Origin of the sequence: Caballeronia sp. Sq4a, assembly GCF_023170545.1 — a bacterium.
Lineage (GTDB): Bacteria > Pseudomonadota > Gammaproteobacteria > Burkholderiales > Burkholderiaceae > Caballeronia.
On record NZ_CP084250.1, the window covers coordinates 2,499,642 to 2,516,135 of the forward strand.

Annotated in this window: 16 protein-coding genes; 10 read left to right on the forward strand and 6 right to left on the reverse strand. The window is 64.2% G+C overall.

The window, feature by feature from the left end; all coding sequences use genetic code 11:
- Positions 1–123: 123 nt before the first annotated feature.
- The gene (locus LDZ24_RS11835) at positions 124–1,248 is read left to right on the forward strand and encodes a DUF748 domain-containing protein (RefSeq protein WP_248322348.1); all 1,125 of its coding nucleotides are present in this window, start codon (positions 124–126) and stop codon (positions 1,246–1,248) included.
- 36 nt (positions 1,249–1,284) lie between these two features.
- On the opposite strand, the gene LDZ24_RS11840 is transcribed toward LDZ24_RS11835, so the two are convergent.
- The 4 genes from LDZ24_RS11840 to LDZ24_RS11855 are packed head-to-tail and all read right to left on the reverse strand — an operon-like array spanning position 1,285 to position 4,603.
- Complete coding sequence (locus tag LDZ24_RS11840) at positions 1,285–1,908, reverse strand: HAD family hydrolase (RefSeq protein WP_248320574.1); 624 nt, start codon at positions 1,906–1,908, stop codon at positions 1,285–1,287.
- On the reverse strand, positions 1,905–2,459 hold the full coding sequence (locus tag LDZ24_RS11845) for a cysteine hydrolase family protein (protein WP_248320575.1): 555 nt from the start codon (positions 2,457–2,459) through the stop codon (positions 1,905–1,907). The genes LDZ24_RS11840 and LDZ24_RS11845 overlap by 4 nt, the downstream gene beginning before the upstream one ends.
- 1 nt (position 2,460) lies before the next feature.
- A complete protein-coding gene (locus LDZ24_RS11850; protein ID WP_248320576.1) occupies positions 2,461–4,290 on the reverse strand; it encodes an aminopeptidase P family protein in 1,830 nt (609 codons plus the stop codon).
- Positions 4,291–4,330: 40 nt separating this feature from the next.
- Positions 4,331–4,603, reverse strand: coding sequence for a hypothetical protein (locus tag LDZ24_RS11855; protein WP_248320577.1), 273 nt, complete (start codon positions 4,601–4,603; stop codon positions 4,331–4,333).
- A gap of 304 nt (positions 4,604–4,907) precedes the next feature.
- Here LDZ24_RS11855 and LDZ24_RS11860 point away from each other — a divergent pair, with 304 nt between their 5' ends.
- The 7 genes from LDZ24_RS11860 to LDZ24_RS11890 all read left to right on the forward strand — a co-directional run bounded on the left by LDZ24_RS11860 (position 4,908) and on the right by LDZ24_RS11890 (position 11,101).
- Positions 4,908–5,720, forward strand: a complete 813-nt coding sequence (locus tag LDZ24_RS11860) for a galactosyltransferase-related protein (RefSeq protein ID WP_248320578.1) — start codon at positions 4,908–4,910, stop codon at positions 5,718–5,720.
- 170 nt (positions 5,721–5,890) lie between these two features.
- Positions 5,891–7,189 carry a glutamyl-tRNA reductase gene (gene hemA / locus LDZ24_RS11865; protein ID WP_248320579.1) on the forward strand — a complete coding sequence of 433 codons (1,299 nt, stop codon included), beginning with the start codon at positions 5,891–5,893 and terminating at the stop codon, positions 7,187–7,189.
- 99 nt (positions 7,190–7,288) lie between these two features.
- Positions 7,289–8,371 (forward strand): peptide chain release factor 1, encoded by a 1,083-nt coding sequence (gene prfA, locus LDZ24_RS11870; protein WP_206467097.1) that lies wholly within the window; start codon positions 7,289–7,291, stop codon positions 8,369–8,371.
- Complete coding sequence (prmC, locus tag LDZ24_RS11875) at positions 8,368–9,204, forward strand: peptide chain release factor N(5)-glutamine methyltransferase (protein ID WP_248320580.1); 837 nt, start codon at positions 8,368–8,370, stop codon at positions 9,202–9,204. The genes prfA and prmC overlap by 4 nt, the downstream gene beginning before the upstream one ends.
- 87 nt (positions 9,205–9,291) lie before the next feature.
- Positions 9,292–9,603: a Grx4 family monothiol glutaredoxin gene (grxD, locus tag LDZ24_RS11880; RefSeq protein WP_175946598.1), complete on the forward strand. Its 312-nt coding sequence runs from the start codon at positions 9,292–9,294 to the stop codon at positions 9,601–9,603.
- Between the two features lie 13 nt (positions 9,604–9,616).
- Complete coding sequence (locus LDZ24_RS11885; protein WP_248320581.1) at positions 9,617–10,216, forward strand: UbiX family flavin prenyltransferase; 600 nt, start codon at positions 9,617–9,619, stop codon at positions 10,214–10,216.
- Positions 10,217–10,315: 99 nt separating this feature from the next.
- Positions 10,316–11,101, forward strand: a complete 786-nt coding sequence (locus tag LDZ24_RS11890) for a class III extradiol ring-cleavage dioxygenase (RefSeq protein ID WP_248320582.1) — start codon at positions 10,316–10,318, stop codon at positions 11,099–11,101.
- A 66-nt stretch (positions 11,102–11,167) separates the two neighbouring features.
- On the opposite strand, the gene LDZ24_RS11895 is transcribed toward LDZ24_RS11890, so the two are convergent.
- Positions 11,168–12,760 carry an APC family permease gene (locus LDZ24_RS11895; RefSeq protein WP_248320583.1) on the reverse strand — a complete coding sequence of 531 codons (1,593 nt, stop codon included), beginning with the start codon at positions 12,758–12,760 and terminating at the stop codon, positions 11,168–11,170.
- A gap of 454 nt (positions 12,761–13,214) precedes the next feature.
- On the opposite strand from LDZ24_RS11895, the gene LDZ24_RS11900 reads away from it, so the two are divergent.
- Positions 13,215–13,418: a cold-shock protein gene (locus LDZ24_RS11900; RefSeq protein ID WP_007000074.1), complete on the forward strand. Its 204-nt coding sequence runs from the start codon at positions 13,215–13,217 to the stop codon at positions 13,416–13,418.
- Between the two features lie 87 nt (positions 13,419–13,505).
- On the opposite strand, the gene LDZ24_RS11905 is transcribed toward LDZ24_RS11900, so the two are convergent.
- Positions 13,506–14,756: an Hsp70 family protein gene (locus tag LDZ24_RS11905; RefSeq protein WP_248320584.1), complete on the reverse strand. Its 1,251-nt coding sequence runs from the start codon at positions 14,754–14,756 to the stop codon at positions 13,506–13,508.
- Positions 14,757–14,942: 186 nt separating this feature from the next.
- Between LDZ24_RS11905 and LDZ24_RS11910 the strand changes: the two genes are divergently transcribed.
- Positions 14,943–16,430: an MFS transporter gene (locus LDZ24_RS11910; RefSeq protein ID WP_248320585.1), complete on the forward strand. Its 1,488-nt coding sequence runs from the start codon at positions 14,943–14,945 to the stop codon at positions 16,428–16,430.
- The last annotated feature ends 64 nt before the right edge of the window (positions 16,431–16,494 follow it).

Below are 16,494 nucleotides of genomic sequence, written 5' to 3' on the forward strand. Positions count from 1 at the left end.
GGCAAAGCGCGCCTAATGCGGGCGCGCGCACCGACATCGGCTCCGAAAATGGCGACCGTCTAGCGACCGTCGCCATTTCTGTTTTTGGCGGCACGATAACGCCCAAAAATGGAGACGCATCAGATGGCGGGACGGCGCGCGCAGCGGGGAGCGCGGTGGGCAATGGGAATCGTCGCGGCGCTCGTCGTCGTGGCGGTCGGCGGCTGGTTCTTCGTCGCGCATCAAATGAAGGAGCGCATTCGCGAGACGCTCGGGCCGAACGGTTCCGTCGATGAGATCGATGTCGGCTTCGGACACATCACGCTCTCGCGCGTGCGGCTGCGCGGCCCGCATGACTGGCCGACAAGCGACGCGTTACGCGCCGAGCGCATCGTGCTCGACGTGGACATGCGCGCGGCACTGTCGAACCGCGTTCATTTGCGCGATGTCAGCGTCGACAACTATTACCTTTCGATCGCCCGTTCCGCCGATGGCCGCGTGCGCGTGCTGCCGGGCCTCAAGGAAACGGCGCGCGAAGCCGACGCGAAGCCCGGCGACAAAGCCGCCCAACACGCGGAGGAAGAGAAGCTGATCGACCGCGTGTCGTTCGAGCGCGGCGCGATGGAGTTCTTCGATGCCTCCGTTCGGCAGCCGCCGTATCGCGTGCTGATCAGCGACGCGCGCGCGACCATCGACCATTTGCATCTGCCCGCGCTGACCGACCGCACCGCGCTGTCGATGAACGGCTCGATCAAAGGTCCGTCGCACACCGGCGCCATTTCGTGGGGCGGCTGGATGGTCATCGCGAACAAGGATTCGCAAACGCACGCAATGCTGCGCAGCGTCGATATTTCGACGCTCGATCCGTACCTGCTGAAGAAAGCCGGCGCGAAGGCCGCGGTGACGGGCGGGACCATCGACATGACCATCGACGCGAACGTCCGCGATTACCGCATCCACGCGCCGGGAACGCTCACGCTGAATCACTTGCAGATCAGCGACGGCGACAGTCCGCTCGACACTTTTCTCTCCATTCCGACGAAAGCAGCGATCGCCGCGCTGAAGGACCGCAAGCAGGAAATCAAGCTGGATTTCGTGCTCGAAGGCGATTTGCGCGATCCGAAGTTCTCGCTCTCAGAGAGTCTGTCGAAGAAGCTCGCGGCCGGCTTCGCGAAGGCGCTCGGCGTGAGCGCCGAAGGCGTGGCGAAGGGCGCGGGCGAAACGGTGAAGGGAATCGGCAACGCGCTGAAGAACCTGCTGGGGCAGTAGCGCGCCGCCGTTTGCTTCGCTCGGAGCGGGATTGGGTTAGACGGGAACGCCCAGCGCGCGCAGCTTCGCTTCCGTTTCCTGCGCGCCGGTGTGATGCACGCCGTGCCAGCCGAGATCCGTCGCGGCTTGCGCGTTGGCCGCGTTGTCGTCGATGAAAACGAGCTCATGCGGCTGGATGGCCGGCAGATGCTTTTCGATTTCCGCGCGCATCAACGCGAAAATCTGCGGATCGGGCTTCACCAGCCCCACGCGCCCCGACACCACGATTTCCTTGAAGCGCCGCAGCACGTCGAAGCGTTCCCACGCGTACGGGAACGTCTCCGCCGACCAGTTCGTCAGCCCGAAAAGCGGCACGCCTGCGGCATCGAGCCGGTCGACGAGCGCCACGCCTTCTTCCAGCACGCCCGCCACCATTTCGTGCCAGCGCGCATAGAACGCGCGGATCAGCGGCTCGTGCTCCGGGTACTGCGCGACGAGTTCGGCCGTGCCCTCTTCCATGCTTTGCCCGCCGTCCTGCTGCACGACCCATTCCATCTTGCAGACGTTGTCCAGAAACCAGCGGCGCTCGGCTTCGTCGGGGATCAACTGCTTGTACAGATATTCCCGATTCCAGTCGATCAGCACGCCGCCGAAATCGAACACGACTGCTTTGATGGTCATGCGAACTCCTTTTGCAGGATCTCGGCGGAAGGCAGAACGCTGACGCCGTTGCCGGACATCGACGAATGTGTCCAGACGAAGTTCTGATGCTCGACGATCTTCGCGGCGTCGAGATGCGGCTTGTCCGCGGTCGTATGCAGATCCGCCGCGACAACCGTGCGAAAACCGAGCAATTCGGCGCGGCGCGCGGTGGCGTTCACGCAGAACTCCGTCGCGTAACCGCACAGCACGACGCTTTCGATGCCGCGCTCGCGAAGACGCTGTTCGAGCGGCGTGCCCTGAAACGAATCGCCGACCGTTTTGTAGATTGACGCGTCACCCGCTTCGCGCGCGAGCGACAAAGGCAACTGCCACGCGTCGCTCTCACGCGCGAGCGGGCCGTTTGCGTCGCTCTCGTGCTGCACGATGAAGACCGGCGCCTCCGACCGGCGCGCCGTCGCCGTCAGCCGGTTGATGCCATCGATCACCTCGGCTGCGCGATGCGCAGGCTTCGCGCCGCCGAAAAACATGTTCTGCACGTCGATCACGATCACCGCGGTTTCTTTGCCCATATCAAATGGCCTCGGTCCGTTTGAGGAGCCACGCCTTCGCCGCGCCCTCCACATGCGGCGACACGCGCCGCCGCACCGTCTCGTGATACGCGTTGAGCCACGCGCGTTCGTCTTCGCGCATGAGCGACATGTCGATGCAGCGCGTGTCGATCGGGCATAGCGTCAGTGTTTCGAACGAGAGGAAATCGCCGAATTCGGTTTTGCCCGCGCTCTGGTTCAGCACGAGGTTTTCGATGCGGATGCCCCACTTGCCCGGCCGATAGATGCCCGGCTCGATCGACGTGATCATGCCCTCTTCCATGGCCGTCCACGGCTCGGCGGGCGCGTAGTGCGAGATGACTTGCGGTCCTTCGTGCACGTTCAGGAAGTAGCCGACGCCGTGGCCCGTGCCGTGGCCGTAGTCCGCGCCCGCTTCCCAGATCGGCGCGCGGGCGATCGAATCCAGCATCGGCGAGCGAATGCCGCGCGGAAAGCGCGCGCGCGAAAGCGCAATCGTGCCTTTGAGTACCGTCGTGAAATCGCGCTTGTGCTCGGGCGTGATCTCGCCCACGGGCACCACGCGCGTGATGTCCGTCGTGCCGCTTACATACTGACCGCCGGAATCGATCAACAGCAGTCCGTTGCCTTGGATCACGGAATGCGACGCCTCCGTCGCGCGATAATGCGGCATCGCGCCATTCGCGTTGAAACCCGCGATCGTGCCGAAGCTCAACGTGACGAAGCCCGGCCGCCGTGCGCGCGCCGCCGTGAGCTTCTCGTCGATGGTCAACTCCGTGATGCGCTCGCGGCCCAGCGCGTCTTCGAACCACGCGAAGAATTCGGCGAGCGCCGCGCCGTCCTGCTCCATCGTCGCGCGAATATGCTCGGCCTCCGCCGCCGTCTTGCGCGATTTCGCAAACGTCGACGGATTCACCGCTTCGACGATATTCACCGCCGACGGCACCTTCTCCAGCAGGCCGTGCGTGATGCGGCGCGGATCGATGAGCAGCGTCGAGCCGGCCGGCAACGAGGCGAGCGCCTGCATTGCGTCCGCGTACGGAGCGACGCGCACGTTGTCGCGGACGAGCGCCGCCTTCAGCGCGTCGGGCACCTTGCCTTCGGCGACGAAAAGCGTGGCGTCGTCCAGACCGACCAGCGCATGCGCGACGAACACCGGGTTGTAGCTGACATCCGCGCCGCGCAGATTGAAGAGCCACGCCAGATCGTCGAGCGTCGAAATGAAATGCCACTGCGCGCCCTTGCCGCGCATGGCTTCGCGGATATGCGCGAGCTTTTCGGCGCGGCCGACGCTCGCGTGCGGCGCGGCGTGTTCGTACACCGGCGCATCCGGCAGGCCGGGCCGCTCGGGCCAGACGGATTCGAGCACGTCCACGTCCGTCCGAAGCGTGATGCCGCGCGCCGTCAGCGCATCGGCCAGCGTGCGCGCCGCCGCGACGCCGAGCACCGCGCCATCCACCGCGACGACCCCGCCCGACGGCACGTTCTCCGCGAGCCATTCGACGTGCGGCGCGGTCTGCTGCCCGCCCATCATCTTCATGAGCAAGATGCCGGTGCCGGCGAGTTGCGCTTCCGCCTGCGTCCAATAGCGGCTATCGACCCAGACGCCCGCGAAGTCTTTCGTCACGACGAGCGTGCCGACCGAGCCGGTGAAACCCGACAGCCATTGGCGGCCCTGCCAGCGCTCGGGCAGATATTCGGAAAGGTGAGGATCGGCGGACGGAATGAGAACGGCGTCGATGCGCTCCGCTGCCATTCGGCTGCGAAGCGTTTCGACGCGCGCGGCGAATGTCGAAGGATCGGGAACAGCGGAATGTGCGATGCGGTCGTTCATGAATCACCTGCCGAAAGTGGCGAATTAAGATGCGAAAGCTTTAGCGGCGCGCGGCCAGTCCGACGGTCGCCGTCACGGCGATGAGCGCGAAGAGCGTGCACGCGAACCATTCGAGCGTCTCGCCATCGTGATAAATATCGATGACATTGCCGAACATGCGCGCAACCACGGTGGCAATGATGCCCGCGACGATTGCGGCCCACACGCGACCTGCCGCGCCCCGACCGACGCGCCCCGCCCGCCGCAGCGGATGCAGCCACCAGCCTGCCACGCCGATAACCGCGCCGAGAAAAACCAAGCCGATCCAGCTCATCGGGACGCTGCTCCACTGCTCTAAAGATGGAAAACGGCGCGCGGCGCCGGACGTAAGCGAACGAGTTTAGGGGGCCGGGTTGGCGAAGGCAAGCGCCCTCGGACGGCCGCATATCCATTCAATTTCGCGATTTGTTTCTGCGAATATGCCTAAAAATGAAACGACGCGCGAGTGCTAAACTCCGAAATACATTCAGGGCGATCAACTCAGCGACTTTGCATCGATCAATACGCCCGGCATTTCTTTCAACCAGTCCGGCCGTGCGAATTGCAAGGCCGATTGGTCATCAACGGTTAGAAGCATCATGAGTGAAAACAAGCCGATATCTCTCGGTGGTCTCGAAATAATTATGACTTACCGCGGCGCGACGCAGGAGCGGCGGGAGAACCTGCGCGGCGTGCTGCGCCATCTCGACCTGACTTACCGCGATTACGTGCTCTATCTGATCGAAGCGGACGCGACGCCAACCTTTCACTGGTCGGGTTTCGGCGACGAGAAAATCCGCCATATCTTCATTCACGACGACGGACCTTTTCCGAAAGCAAAACTGTGTAATCTCGGCGCGCGTTTATGCACCGGCAATATCATCTGTTTCCACGACGCCGATATGATCGCCAATCCGGAATACCTGCCGCTCAGCCTCAATTCATTGAAAGACGGAAACGCGAGCGATGCGTTATGTCCATTTCTTCGCGTCATTAATATCACCGGCGATTATCGAAGCGACTTTATTCGGTCCGGGAATTACGCGGCACTGGAAAAATATTTGGAATCGGATTTGCCCGACGGAATGGAAGTGCTCTACGAAAATACGCCGGGCGCCATCGTGCTGATGAAGCGGTCCGAATACATGCGCGTCGGCGGTTACGATCCGCGCTTCACCGGTTGGGGCGGCGAGGACGACGACCTGCTCACGCGTGCGACGCGCCTCGGCGTGCGCTGGCATTCCATTCCCGAATCGCGGGCCGCGTTGTTCCATCTGCATCACGACGCCACGTCGCGCCAGGACGCGATCGCTGCCGCCCAGCGCAATCGCCAAGCCGCCGCAGAGACGCACGCCATGCCGCTTCCCGAACTAGAAGCGCGCGCCGCCGAACTCGCGCAATACTTCGAGTAAGCGTCCACTGCGGTCGATTGTCGCGCCGGATAACGCCGACATTTTCCGCGAGCCTCGCGCTGCCGTCCGCGGTCCGTCCCCGAATGCCGCCTATAAATGAACGAATTCCTAAAACGCTATAATATTGGGCTATCTGAAAGGCCAACGGCTTAGGGCCAACGCATAACTACATGCAGCTCCTCACGATCGGAATCAACCACCACACTGCGCCTGTCGCCTTGCGCGAACGCGTGGCGTTTCCGCTCGAACAGCTCAAGCCCGCCCTTTCCGCGCTGAAGGACGTCTGGCTCGGCCCGCTCGCGAAGGCGTCGCCCGAAGCGGCCATTCTGTCCACCTGCAACCGCACCGAACTCTACTGCGCGACGGACGACACCGCCGCGCGCGACGCCGCCATCCAGTGGCTGTCGAAGTATCACAATCTGCCGGTCTCCGAGCTCGCGCCGCACGTCTACGCGCTGCCGCAATCGGAAGCCGTGCGCCACGCCTTTCGCGTCGCGTCCGGGCTGGATTCGATGGTGCTCGGCGAAACGCAGATCGTCGGCCAGATGAAGGACGCCGTGCGCACCGCGTCGGAAGCGGGCGCGCTCGGCACGTATCTGAACCAGCTTTTCCAGCGGACGTTCGCGGTCGCGAAGGAAGTGCGCTCGACGACCGAAATCGGCGCGCAGTCCGTGTCGATGGCCGCTGCCGCCGTGCGTCTCGCCGAGCGCATCTTCGAAGACATCTCGAGCCAGCGCGTGCTGTTCATCGGCGCGGGCGAGATGATCGAGCTTTGCGCGACACACTTCGCCGCGCAGAATCCGCGCGAACTGGTCGTCGCGAACCGCACCGCCGAACGCGGCGAAAAGCTCGCGGAGCGTTTCAACGGCCGCGCGATTCCGCTCTCGGAACTGCCCACGCGCATGCACGAGTTCGACATCATCGTGTCGTGCACGGCGTCCACGCTGCCTATCATCGGTCTCGGCGCGGTCGAGCGCGCGGTGCGCGCGCGGCGGCATCGGCCCATTTTTATGGTCGATCTCGCCGTGCCGCGCGATATCGAGCCGGAAGTCGGCAATCTGCAGGACGTCTTCCTCTATACCGTCGATGACCTCGGCGCCATCGTCCGCGAAGGCAATGCGTCGCGGCAAGCGGCGGTCGCGCAGGCCGAAGCGATCATCGAAACGCGTGTCGCCAATTTCATGCAGTGGCTGGATGCGCGCAGCATCGTGCCGGTCATCCGCCACATGCACACGCAGGCCGACGCGCTGCGCCGCGCCGAAGTCGAACGCGCCCGCAAGATGCTCGCGCGTGGCGACGATCCCGCCGCCGTGCTCGAAGCGCTGTCGCAAGCCCTCACGAACAAGCTCATTCACGGCCCCACGCACGCGCTCAACCGCGCGAGCCGCGAAGAGCGCGACCAGCTCATCGACCTGATGAGCGGCTTCTACCGACACGGCGGCGCCGGCAGCGATTCGTCGGGCCGTTAGCGGCCGTCTCTTTGCTATTCTCAAATGCTCCGCGTCTTAGGCGCGGCGGCTTCTCCGATTGCAGTTTTTCCTGACGCCCGAGCGCGTCATTCCCGCCCGATGAAAACCAGCATGCAAAGCAAGCTCGACCAGCTTGCAAAACGGCAGGTCGATCTCAACGAACTGCTGAGCCGTGAAGACGTGACGTCCGACATGGACCAGTACCGCAAGCTCACGCGTGAGCACGCGGAAATCAGCCCGATCGTCGAGCAGTACGCGCTCTGGCGTCAGGCGCTCACCGACGAAGCCACCGCGCAGGATCTGCTCGCCGACCCTTCGATGCGCGATTTCGCCGAAGAGGAAATCGGCGAGGCTCGCGAGCGCATGGCGAAAATCGAAAGCGATCTGCAGACGATGCTGCTGCCGAAGGATCCGAACGACGAACGCAATATCTTCATCGAAATCCGCGCGGGCACGGGCGGCGACGAATCGGCGCTTTTCGCCGGCGACCTGCTGCGCATGTATCTGCGCTACGCGGAGCGCAACCGCTGGACCGCCGAGACGATGTCGGAAAGCGTTTCCGATCTCGGCGGCTACAAGGAAGTGATCGTGCGGATCGCGGGACAAGGCGCGTATTCGCGGCTCAAGTTCGAATCGGGCGGGCATCGCGTGCAGCGCGTTCCGGCGACCGAAACGCAGGGGCGCATTCACACGTCCGCCTGCACGGTCGCGGTCATGCCCGAAGCCGATGAAATCAGCGAAGTCGTCATCAATCCTGCGGATTTGCGTATCGACACCTTCCGCGCGTCGGGCGCGGGCGGGCAGCACATCAACAAGACGGATTCGGCCGTGCGCGTCACGCACTTGCCGACGGGCATCGTCGTCGAATGTCAGGACGACCGCTCGCAGCACAAGAACAAGGATCGCGCGCTGAAGGTGCTCGCCGCGCGCATCAAGGACAAGCAGTATCACGAGCAGCACGCGAAGGAAGCCGCGACGCGCAAGAGCCTGATCGGTTCGGGCGACCGCTCGGAGCGCATTCGCACGTACAACTTCCCGCAAGGGCGCATGACGGATCACCGCATCAATTTGACGCTCTACAAGCTCGAATACATCATGGACGGCGATCTGGACGAACTGATCGGCGCGCTCGTGTCCGAGCATCAGGCGGAACTGCTCGCGGCGCTCGGGGAAGCGGAGTGACGACCGCGGCGGACTTGCTGCGCGCCTCGCCGCTGCCGGCGCTGGAGACGCGCGTGCTGCTGACGCATGTGCTGGGCTGGCGGCGCACCGAGCTGATTACGCGCGATACGGATACGCTCGATGCTACGGCCGTCGCGCGGTTCGAAGCGCTCGCGGCGCGGCGCGGCGCGGGCGAACCGATCGCACAACTGACCGGCAAGCGCGAGTTCTTCGGACTCGACTTCGACGTGACGCCCGACGTGCTCATTCCGCGCCCGGAAACCGAATTGCTCGTCGAAACGGCGCTCGATGCCATCGCCGGGACGCCGAATGCCCGCGTGCTCGATCTCGGCACCGGAACCGGCGCCATCGCCATCGCGATCGCCCACGCGCGGCCCGATGCGCGCGTCTTTGCCGTGGATCGGTCGCCCGCCGCGCTCGATGTCGCCCGGCGCAACGCCGATCGGCTGCTGGATTCGGCACGCGCGGGCGGCGCGATCACGTTCATCGAAAGCGACTGGACTGCGAGCGTCGATGCATCGGTGCGCTTCGACGCGATCGTCAGTAATCCGCCGTATATCGCATGTGACGACCCGCATCTCGCGCAAGGCGACCTGCGCTTCGAGCCGCGCGGCGCGCTCACCGACGAGGCCGACGGACTTTCGGCGATCCGCGTCATCGTCGAGACAGCGCCTTTGCTGCTCGCGCCCACCGGCGCCCTGTGGATCGAGCACGGCTACGATCAGGCCGAAGCCGTGCGCCAGTTATTGTCCGAACGCGGCTTCACCGCCGTGCGTTCGTTGCGCGATCTCGCGGACATCGAACGAATTAGCGGCGGTCTCGCGCCGGCCTGAGTGAAAGCCCGGCCAGGCGAAATCCGCTATCATTTCAAGACTCATCAGCTTCTTCCGAAACATCCGACATTCACGCGCAGGAACGCCATGGAAACGCAAGAACGCATCAAGCAGATCGTCGATCAACATCCGGTGGTCCTTTTCATGAAAGGCACCGCGCAATTCCCGATGTGCGGCTTCTCGGGCCGCGCCATTCAGGTGCTGAAGGCGTGCGGCGTCGACCAGATCATGACGGTGAACGTCCTCGAAGACGACGCCATCCGCCAGGGCATCAAGGAATTTTCCAACTGGCCGACCATTCCGCAGCTTTACGTGAAGGGCGAGTTCATCGGCGGCTCGGACATCATGATGGAGATGTATCAGTCGGGCGAATTGCAGCAGCTTTTCGCCGCCGCTTAAAGCCGTATCGCAAGTGAGTGCGCCCGCTGCCGCCAAGCGACGGCTGATCGTCGCGATTACCGGAGCAACGGGCGCCATCTACGGCGTGCGTCTGCTCGAGACGCTGCGCCGGCTGGGCGGCGTCGAGACGCATTTGCTCGTGTCGAGCGCGGGCTGGCTCAACGTCCAGCACGAACTCGATCTCGACAAAGCCGCCGTCAACGCGCTCGCGGACGTCGTGCATAGCGTGCGCGATGTCGGCGCGAGCATCGCCTCCGGTTCGTTCGCGACGGACGGCATGATCGTCGCGCCCTGCTCGATGCGCACGCTCGCGAGCATCGCGCACGGTCTCTCCGACAATCTCGTCACCCGCGCCGCCGATGTCGTGCTCAAAGAGCGCCGCCGGCTCGTGCTGCTCGTGCGCGAAACGCCGTTCAATCTCGCGCATCTGCGCAACATGACGGCCGTCACCGAGATGGGCGGCATCGTCTTTCCGCCGCTGCCGGCGTTTTATCACAAGCCCGCGAGCATCGACGAAATGGTCGATTACACCGTGGCGCGCGTCATCGACCTGTTCGGGATGGCGCAGCCGAGCGCGGCCGCGTGGTCGGGCATGGGCGGCGCAAGCGACTGATTGCCAACGGCGCGGACATAATCCGTTGCCTCGGCCGCCGTTTATCTTCCTTGCGGTTGGCTATACATTCGTGGCATCACATCTTCCGAGGCTGCTGCCATGAGCCGACTCCCGACTGTCTTCATCTCCCACGGAGCGCCCACGCTGCCGATCGACCCGGCCATGCCTTCCGCCGAGTTCGCCGCGCTCGCCGCCACGCTGCCGAAGCCTCGCGCGATTCTCGTACTGTCCGCGCATTGGGGCACGGCGCAGCCCGTGGCGAGCGTCGCCGCGCGGCCCGACACCATCCACGATTTCTACGGCTTTCCGCCCGCGCTGTACGAGCTGCGCTATCCAGCGCCCGGCGCGCCGGATGTCGCCGAGCGCGCCGCCGCGTTGCTCGGCGCTCACGGCGTGCCGAGCGCAACGACGGTCCACGGACTCGACCACGGCGCGTGGGTGCCGCTGCTGCTGATGTTTCCGGACGCCGACGTGCCGGTCGCGCAACTCTCCATCCAGCCGCGCCTCGACGCCGCGCATCACTTTCGCGTCGGCCGGGCGCTGCGCGATCTGCGTGATGACGGCGTGATGATCGTCGGTTCCGGGCAGATCACGCACAATCTGCGTATGGCCGATTTCGGCGCGCGGCCGGAAGACGCCGATCCGCGCGTGGTCGAGTTCACCGACTGGTTCGAGTCGCGGCTGAAAGCGCGGGACATCGACGCGCTGCTCGACTATCGCGCCCGCGCGCCGCACGCCGCGCTGATGCATCCGACCGACGAGCATCTGCTGCCCGTGTTCGGCGCGCTCGGCGCGGCGGCGGACGATTACGACTTGCGCATCCAGTCGCTCGGCACCTTCCAGCGCGCGCTGGCGATGACCAACTACGTTTTCGCGGACGCTTGATCCGGCCTAGAAACGACAAAGCCCGCCTGTTCAGGCGGGCTTCGTTTCAATGCGGCGGGTGACGCTTTAGGCGCCGATTTCGTGCAGGATGTCGTCGCGGCTTTCGCGCTCGTCCAGGTAGTCCGAGCGATAACCGGTGTGCACGCCCCAGTAGTAATACAGCAGCGACATGACGGCGACCACGGCCATATCCCAGCCATACGGCAACAGGCCGCTGCCGCCGAACTGCTTGCTGCCGATGAGCGACATCACGGCCATCGACGGCAGATAGCCGATCAGCCACCACGCCGCCTTCAGATCGCGGCCCCAGCCGGCAAAGCCCGTCTTGCCCTGAAAGTAGAAATACACCGGCAAGGCAACGACCATCAGCAGAATGATGTGGCCCGTCAGCGGCCACTTCGCCCAATACAGCACGAGCGACGCGCAGACGAACGCGAACGGCGCGATCACGCCCATCATCGGCAGCTTGAGCGGGCGTTCGAGATCCGGCGCGGAACGGCGCAGCGCCATCAGGCTGATCGGACCGGTGAGATATGAAATGACCGTCGCCACCGAGATGACCGCCGCGAGCGTGCCCCAGCCGCGGAAGAAAAACATGAAGATGAACGCGACGATCAGGTTGAACCACATGGCCGGACGCGGCACGCCGTAGAACGGATGCACGTTGCCGAACATCTTCGGCATCGTGTTGTTGCGCTCCATCGCGTAGATCATGCGCGTGGTCGTCGCCATGTACGTGGTGCCGGTGCCGCTCGGGCTCACGAATGCGTCGATGTACAGCAACACGGCGAGCCAGTTCAGGTTCAGCGCAATCGCCAGTTCCGCGAACGGCGACGCGAAGTGGAAGTGCTTCCAGCCCTGCATCACGTCGCTCGGGTTCACCGCGCCGATGTACGCGATCTGAAGCAGCACGTAGATCACGAGCGCGATCAGAATGGACCCGACCACGGCGAACGGCACGCTGCGCGCGGGATTGCGCGCTTCGCCGGCCAGATTCACCGGGCTCTGGAAACCGTTGAAGCTGAACACGATGCCGCTTGTCGCAACCGCCGTCAGCACGGCAGGCCAGCCGTAGGGCGCAAAGCTCGACGTGGTGCCGAAGTTCTCCGAGTGAAAGCCGGCGAAGATGAGGCCCGCGATGGTCGCGCCGGGAATCAGGAACTTGAAGATGGTGATGGCCGTGTTCGCCCGCGCGAACACCTTCACGCCCCAGTAATTCAGCATGAAGTAGATGATGACGAGCAGCGCGGACAGCGCGAGCCCGCTCGTGGTGAGCGTCTCGTTGACGAAGAGCGCGTGCGCCCAGTCGTACGGCCACGTGCTCATGTACTGAATGGACGCTTCGGCCTCGATGGGAATCACCGAAACGATGGCGATCCAGTTGGCCCACGCCGCGATGAACCCGACGAGCGCGCCATGCGAGTAGCGCGCGTAGCGCACCATGCCGCCCGATTCCGGGAACATGGCGCCCAGTTCGGCGTACGTCAGCGCGATGGCCAGAATGACGACCGCGCCGATCACCCACGCGCAGATGGCGGCCGGCCCGGCGATCTGCGACGCTTTCCACGCCCCGAACAGCCAGCCCGAACCGATGATGGATCCCAGGCCGGTCAGCATCAACGCCAACGGCCCGATATTTCTTTGTATCGAACTCTTCACGATCTTCTCCAATGTCTCGCGTCGCACGCGAGGTCGAACACGGCTAAGCGGCCGCATTCGCCGGGGTGCCGGAATGAAATGCCGGCGACACGGCGACGCTGGTGCAACCCCTCTTGACGAGGCGCGTAGTTTAACGGTTGCACCTTTCGATTGCAGCCGGGTGGCGCAGAATTCAGCATTTCTGCGCGGCGTGGCGGGTTGCTGGCAGTGGAGAAACTCGCGGGCGAACGCGCCCGGATCGTGTCTCAAAAAAATCCCTTCAGACTGGTCGGATATTATTTGACCGCGAAATGGTTTCGCCGTATAAACCTTCTTGCAGGATTTCAAGTGGCGAGTGAAGTGGTTCTTTCGTAGTTCGCCATCACGGTACTCCGGTTGGTCCCATTGCCCCTTCCTTGATTTTCATGCACCCCTGGCTTCGGCCTTAATCATCAAATTTTTTGGAATAAGTAATATGGAAACCGGTACCGTCAAGTGGTTCAATGACGCAAAGGGCTTTGGCTTCATCACCCCGGATGGCGGCGGCGAAGATCTGTTCGCGCACTTCTCGGAAATCCGCATCGAAGGCTTCAAGACGCTTCAGGAAAACCAGAAGGTCAGCTACGAAGTCAAGACCGGCCCGAAGGGCAAGCAAGCTGCAAACATCAAGCCGGTCTAAGACCCGCTCGATCGAAAAAAACCCCGCATTCGCGGGGTTTTTGCTTTGGGCCGTGCAAAACATCAGGCGAAATGTAACGGTTGAGCGTCAGCCGAACACGCGCTGCGCGTAAATGCCCAGACCGGTCGCCACGCTCGCCAGCCGATCGCCGAACACCGGCTGCGCGGCCGGGAACGCCGCCGCGAGCGCGTCCGAGAGAAAGCGCAAGCCGGTCGTGCCCCCGGTGAAATAGACCGCGCCGACATCCGCGGCGGCGACGCCCGCGCGCTTCACCGTCTCCAGCGCCGCTTCCACGATGCGCCGCGTTTCGTCTTTTCCCGCCTCGATCAACTGCTGCTCGTCGAACGGCACGCGCAGCGCCTCCTCGATTTCCTCCATGTCGATCTCGGTCGCGCCGCCCGCCGACACGTCGATCTTCGCTTCTTCGGCGTGCGCGGTGAGCGCGTGCCCCAGCCGGCGATCGACCACGCGCATCAGCCGGTCGTGATGACGCGGATCGACGTACAGATGGCGCATCAGCTGCAATTCGCCGACGCGCTTCGGCGTGTAGACGGTGTTGATGAGATGCCACGTCGCGAGGTCGAAGTAGACGCGGTTCGGCACTTCGCGGCCCTGCGGATCGAGCGCCTGATAGCCGAGCTGCCGGAGAATCGTCGCGAGTTCGACGCGACGGTCGAAATCCGTGCCGGCCACGTGAACGCCGTGATGCGCGAGCACATCGCTCTTGCGATCCAGATGACGCGCCCGCTCCGGCCCCACGCGCACCAGCGAAAAGTCCGACGTGCCGCCGCCGATGTCCGCGACGAGCACGAGTCCTTCTTGCGTGAGACGCGCCTCATAGTCGAAGGCCGCGGCAATCGGTTCGAACTGAAAGTGGATCTCGCGGAAACCGACCGCGTGCGCGCACGCTTCGAGTTGCTGCTGCGCCATGCGGTCGGCGCGCGGGTCGTCGTCGACGAAAAATACCGGCCGGCCCAGCACGGCGCGGGTCAGCGGCTCGGGCGCCACCGCCTGCGCCTTCTGCTTGAGGTGCTGGAGGAACAGCGTGATGACGTCGGTGTATTTGATCGCCGAGCCGTCGCCGAGATCGGTGACGTTGTCCCCGAGCGGCGAGCCGAGGATGCTCTTCATCGAGCGCATCAGACGGCCGTCGAAGCCGTCGATGTACGCCTCCAGCGCCGCTCGGCCGTACGACTGCTCGTTTTCGTCGGTGTTGAAGAAGACGGCGGTCGGCAGCGTGGTCGCGTCGCCCTCGACGGGCGCGAGCCGCATGCGCAGGCCATCGGGCAGGGCGACGGCAGAGTTCGACGTGCCAAAATCGATCGCGCAATAGGTCATGGGATTCGCGGCGGCGTTACGAGGCAACGCCGCGTATCAAAAAAACTTGGACGGGGTTTGTACCACGGCGACGCGAGGATCATCAATCTCTCGTGGGCTAAATTTAGCCTGCTCGGTTAGCCCGAGAAAAGCGGAATGGAGCTTGCTCCGGCCTTTTCGTCGCTCAACCGCCGACGGCCGGACGTCATGAACGAAACCACCGCACCCGAAGACACCCGTTCGACAGCCGGCTCAGGCGAGCGATCCGGCATCATCGAAACCGATTTGCCCGGTCGGCTCGACCGTCTGCCGTGGGGACGCTTTCATACGCTCATCGTCTTCGCGCTCGGCATTACGTGGCTGCTGGATGGGCTCGAAGTGACGCTCGCCGGCGCGGTCGCGAGCGCGCTAAAAACCAGTCCGGTGTTGCGCTTCTCGAACGCGGACGTCGGCTTCGGCGGCAGCGCGTATATCGCAGGCGCCGTGGTGGGCGCGCTCGGATTCGGCTGGCTCACGGACCGGCTCGGACGGCGCAAGCTGTTCTTCATCACGCTGTTTCTCTACGTGGCCGCCACCGCCGCGACCGCGTTTTCGTGGAATCTCGCTTCGTTCGTGCTCTTTCGTTTCCTGACGGGCGCGGGCATCGGCGGGGAATACACGGCCATCAATTCGACGATTCAGGAGTTCACGCCCGCCCGGCTGCGCGGCTGGACCGACCTTGCGATCAACGGCACGTTCTGGGTCGGCGCGGGCATCGGCGCGGCGGGGTCGCTGGTGCTGCTCGATCCGGGCGTGCTGCCGCCCGATTGGGGCTGGCGCGGGTGCTTTCTGATCGGCGCGGCGCTCGGGCTCACGATTCTGTTCATGCGGATGTGGGTGCCGGAGAGCCCGCGCTGGCTCATCACGCACAACCGCGAAGACGAAGCGCGGCAGGTGGTCGAGGACATCGAAGCGCATTTCCGCGAGCACGGCGTGACCGTGCCCGACACGCCCGTCAAGCCGCTGCGGCTGCACGCCCGCGAACACACGCCGCTGCGCGAAGTCGCCGATACGCTTTTCAAGGTGCATCGGCGGCGCTCGCTCGTCGGGCTGATGCTGATGACCGCGCAGGCGTTTTTCTACAACGCGATCTTTTTCACCTACGCGCTGGTGCTGACGGACTTCTATCACGTACCGGGCGATCACATCGGCTGGTACGTGCTGCCGTTCGCCGCCGGCAATTTTCTGGGGCCCGTGCTGCTCGGCAAGCTGTTCGACGTGCTCGGCCGCCGCCGGATGATCGCGTTCACGTACGCGACCTCGGGCGTGCTGCTGACGATCAGCGGGTGGATGTTCACGCAAGGCATGCTCACCGTCACCACGCAGACCGTCGCGTGGATGATCATTTTCTTCTTCGCGTCGGCGGCGGCGAGTTCGGCGTATCTGACGGTGAGCGAGACGTTCCCGCTCGAAATCCGCGCGCTCGCGATCGCCGTGTTTTATGCGTTCGGGACCGCGCTCGGCGGAATCATCGGACCGGCGCTTTTCGGGCATTTGATCGACACGCACGAGCGCAGCGCGGTGTTCATCGGCTATCTGATCGGCTCGGCGCTGATGGTCGCGGCGGCGGTGGTCGCGGGCATCTGGGGCGTCGCGGCGGAACGGAAGTCGCTCGAGGACGTGGCTCGGCCGCTGTCGGCTGCGAATGATCATTGAGTTTTCGCTGCAGTCGGACGCTTGTTTGGTGCGCTTGCGGAAGCTGTCTCGCGCAGCGTTTCGT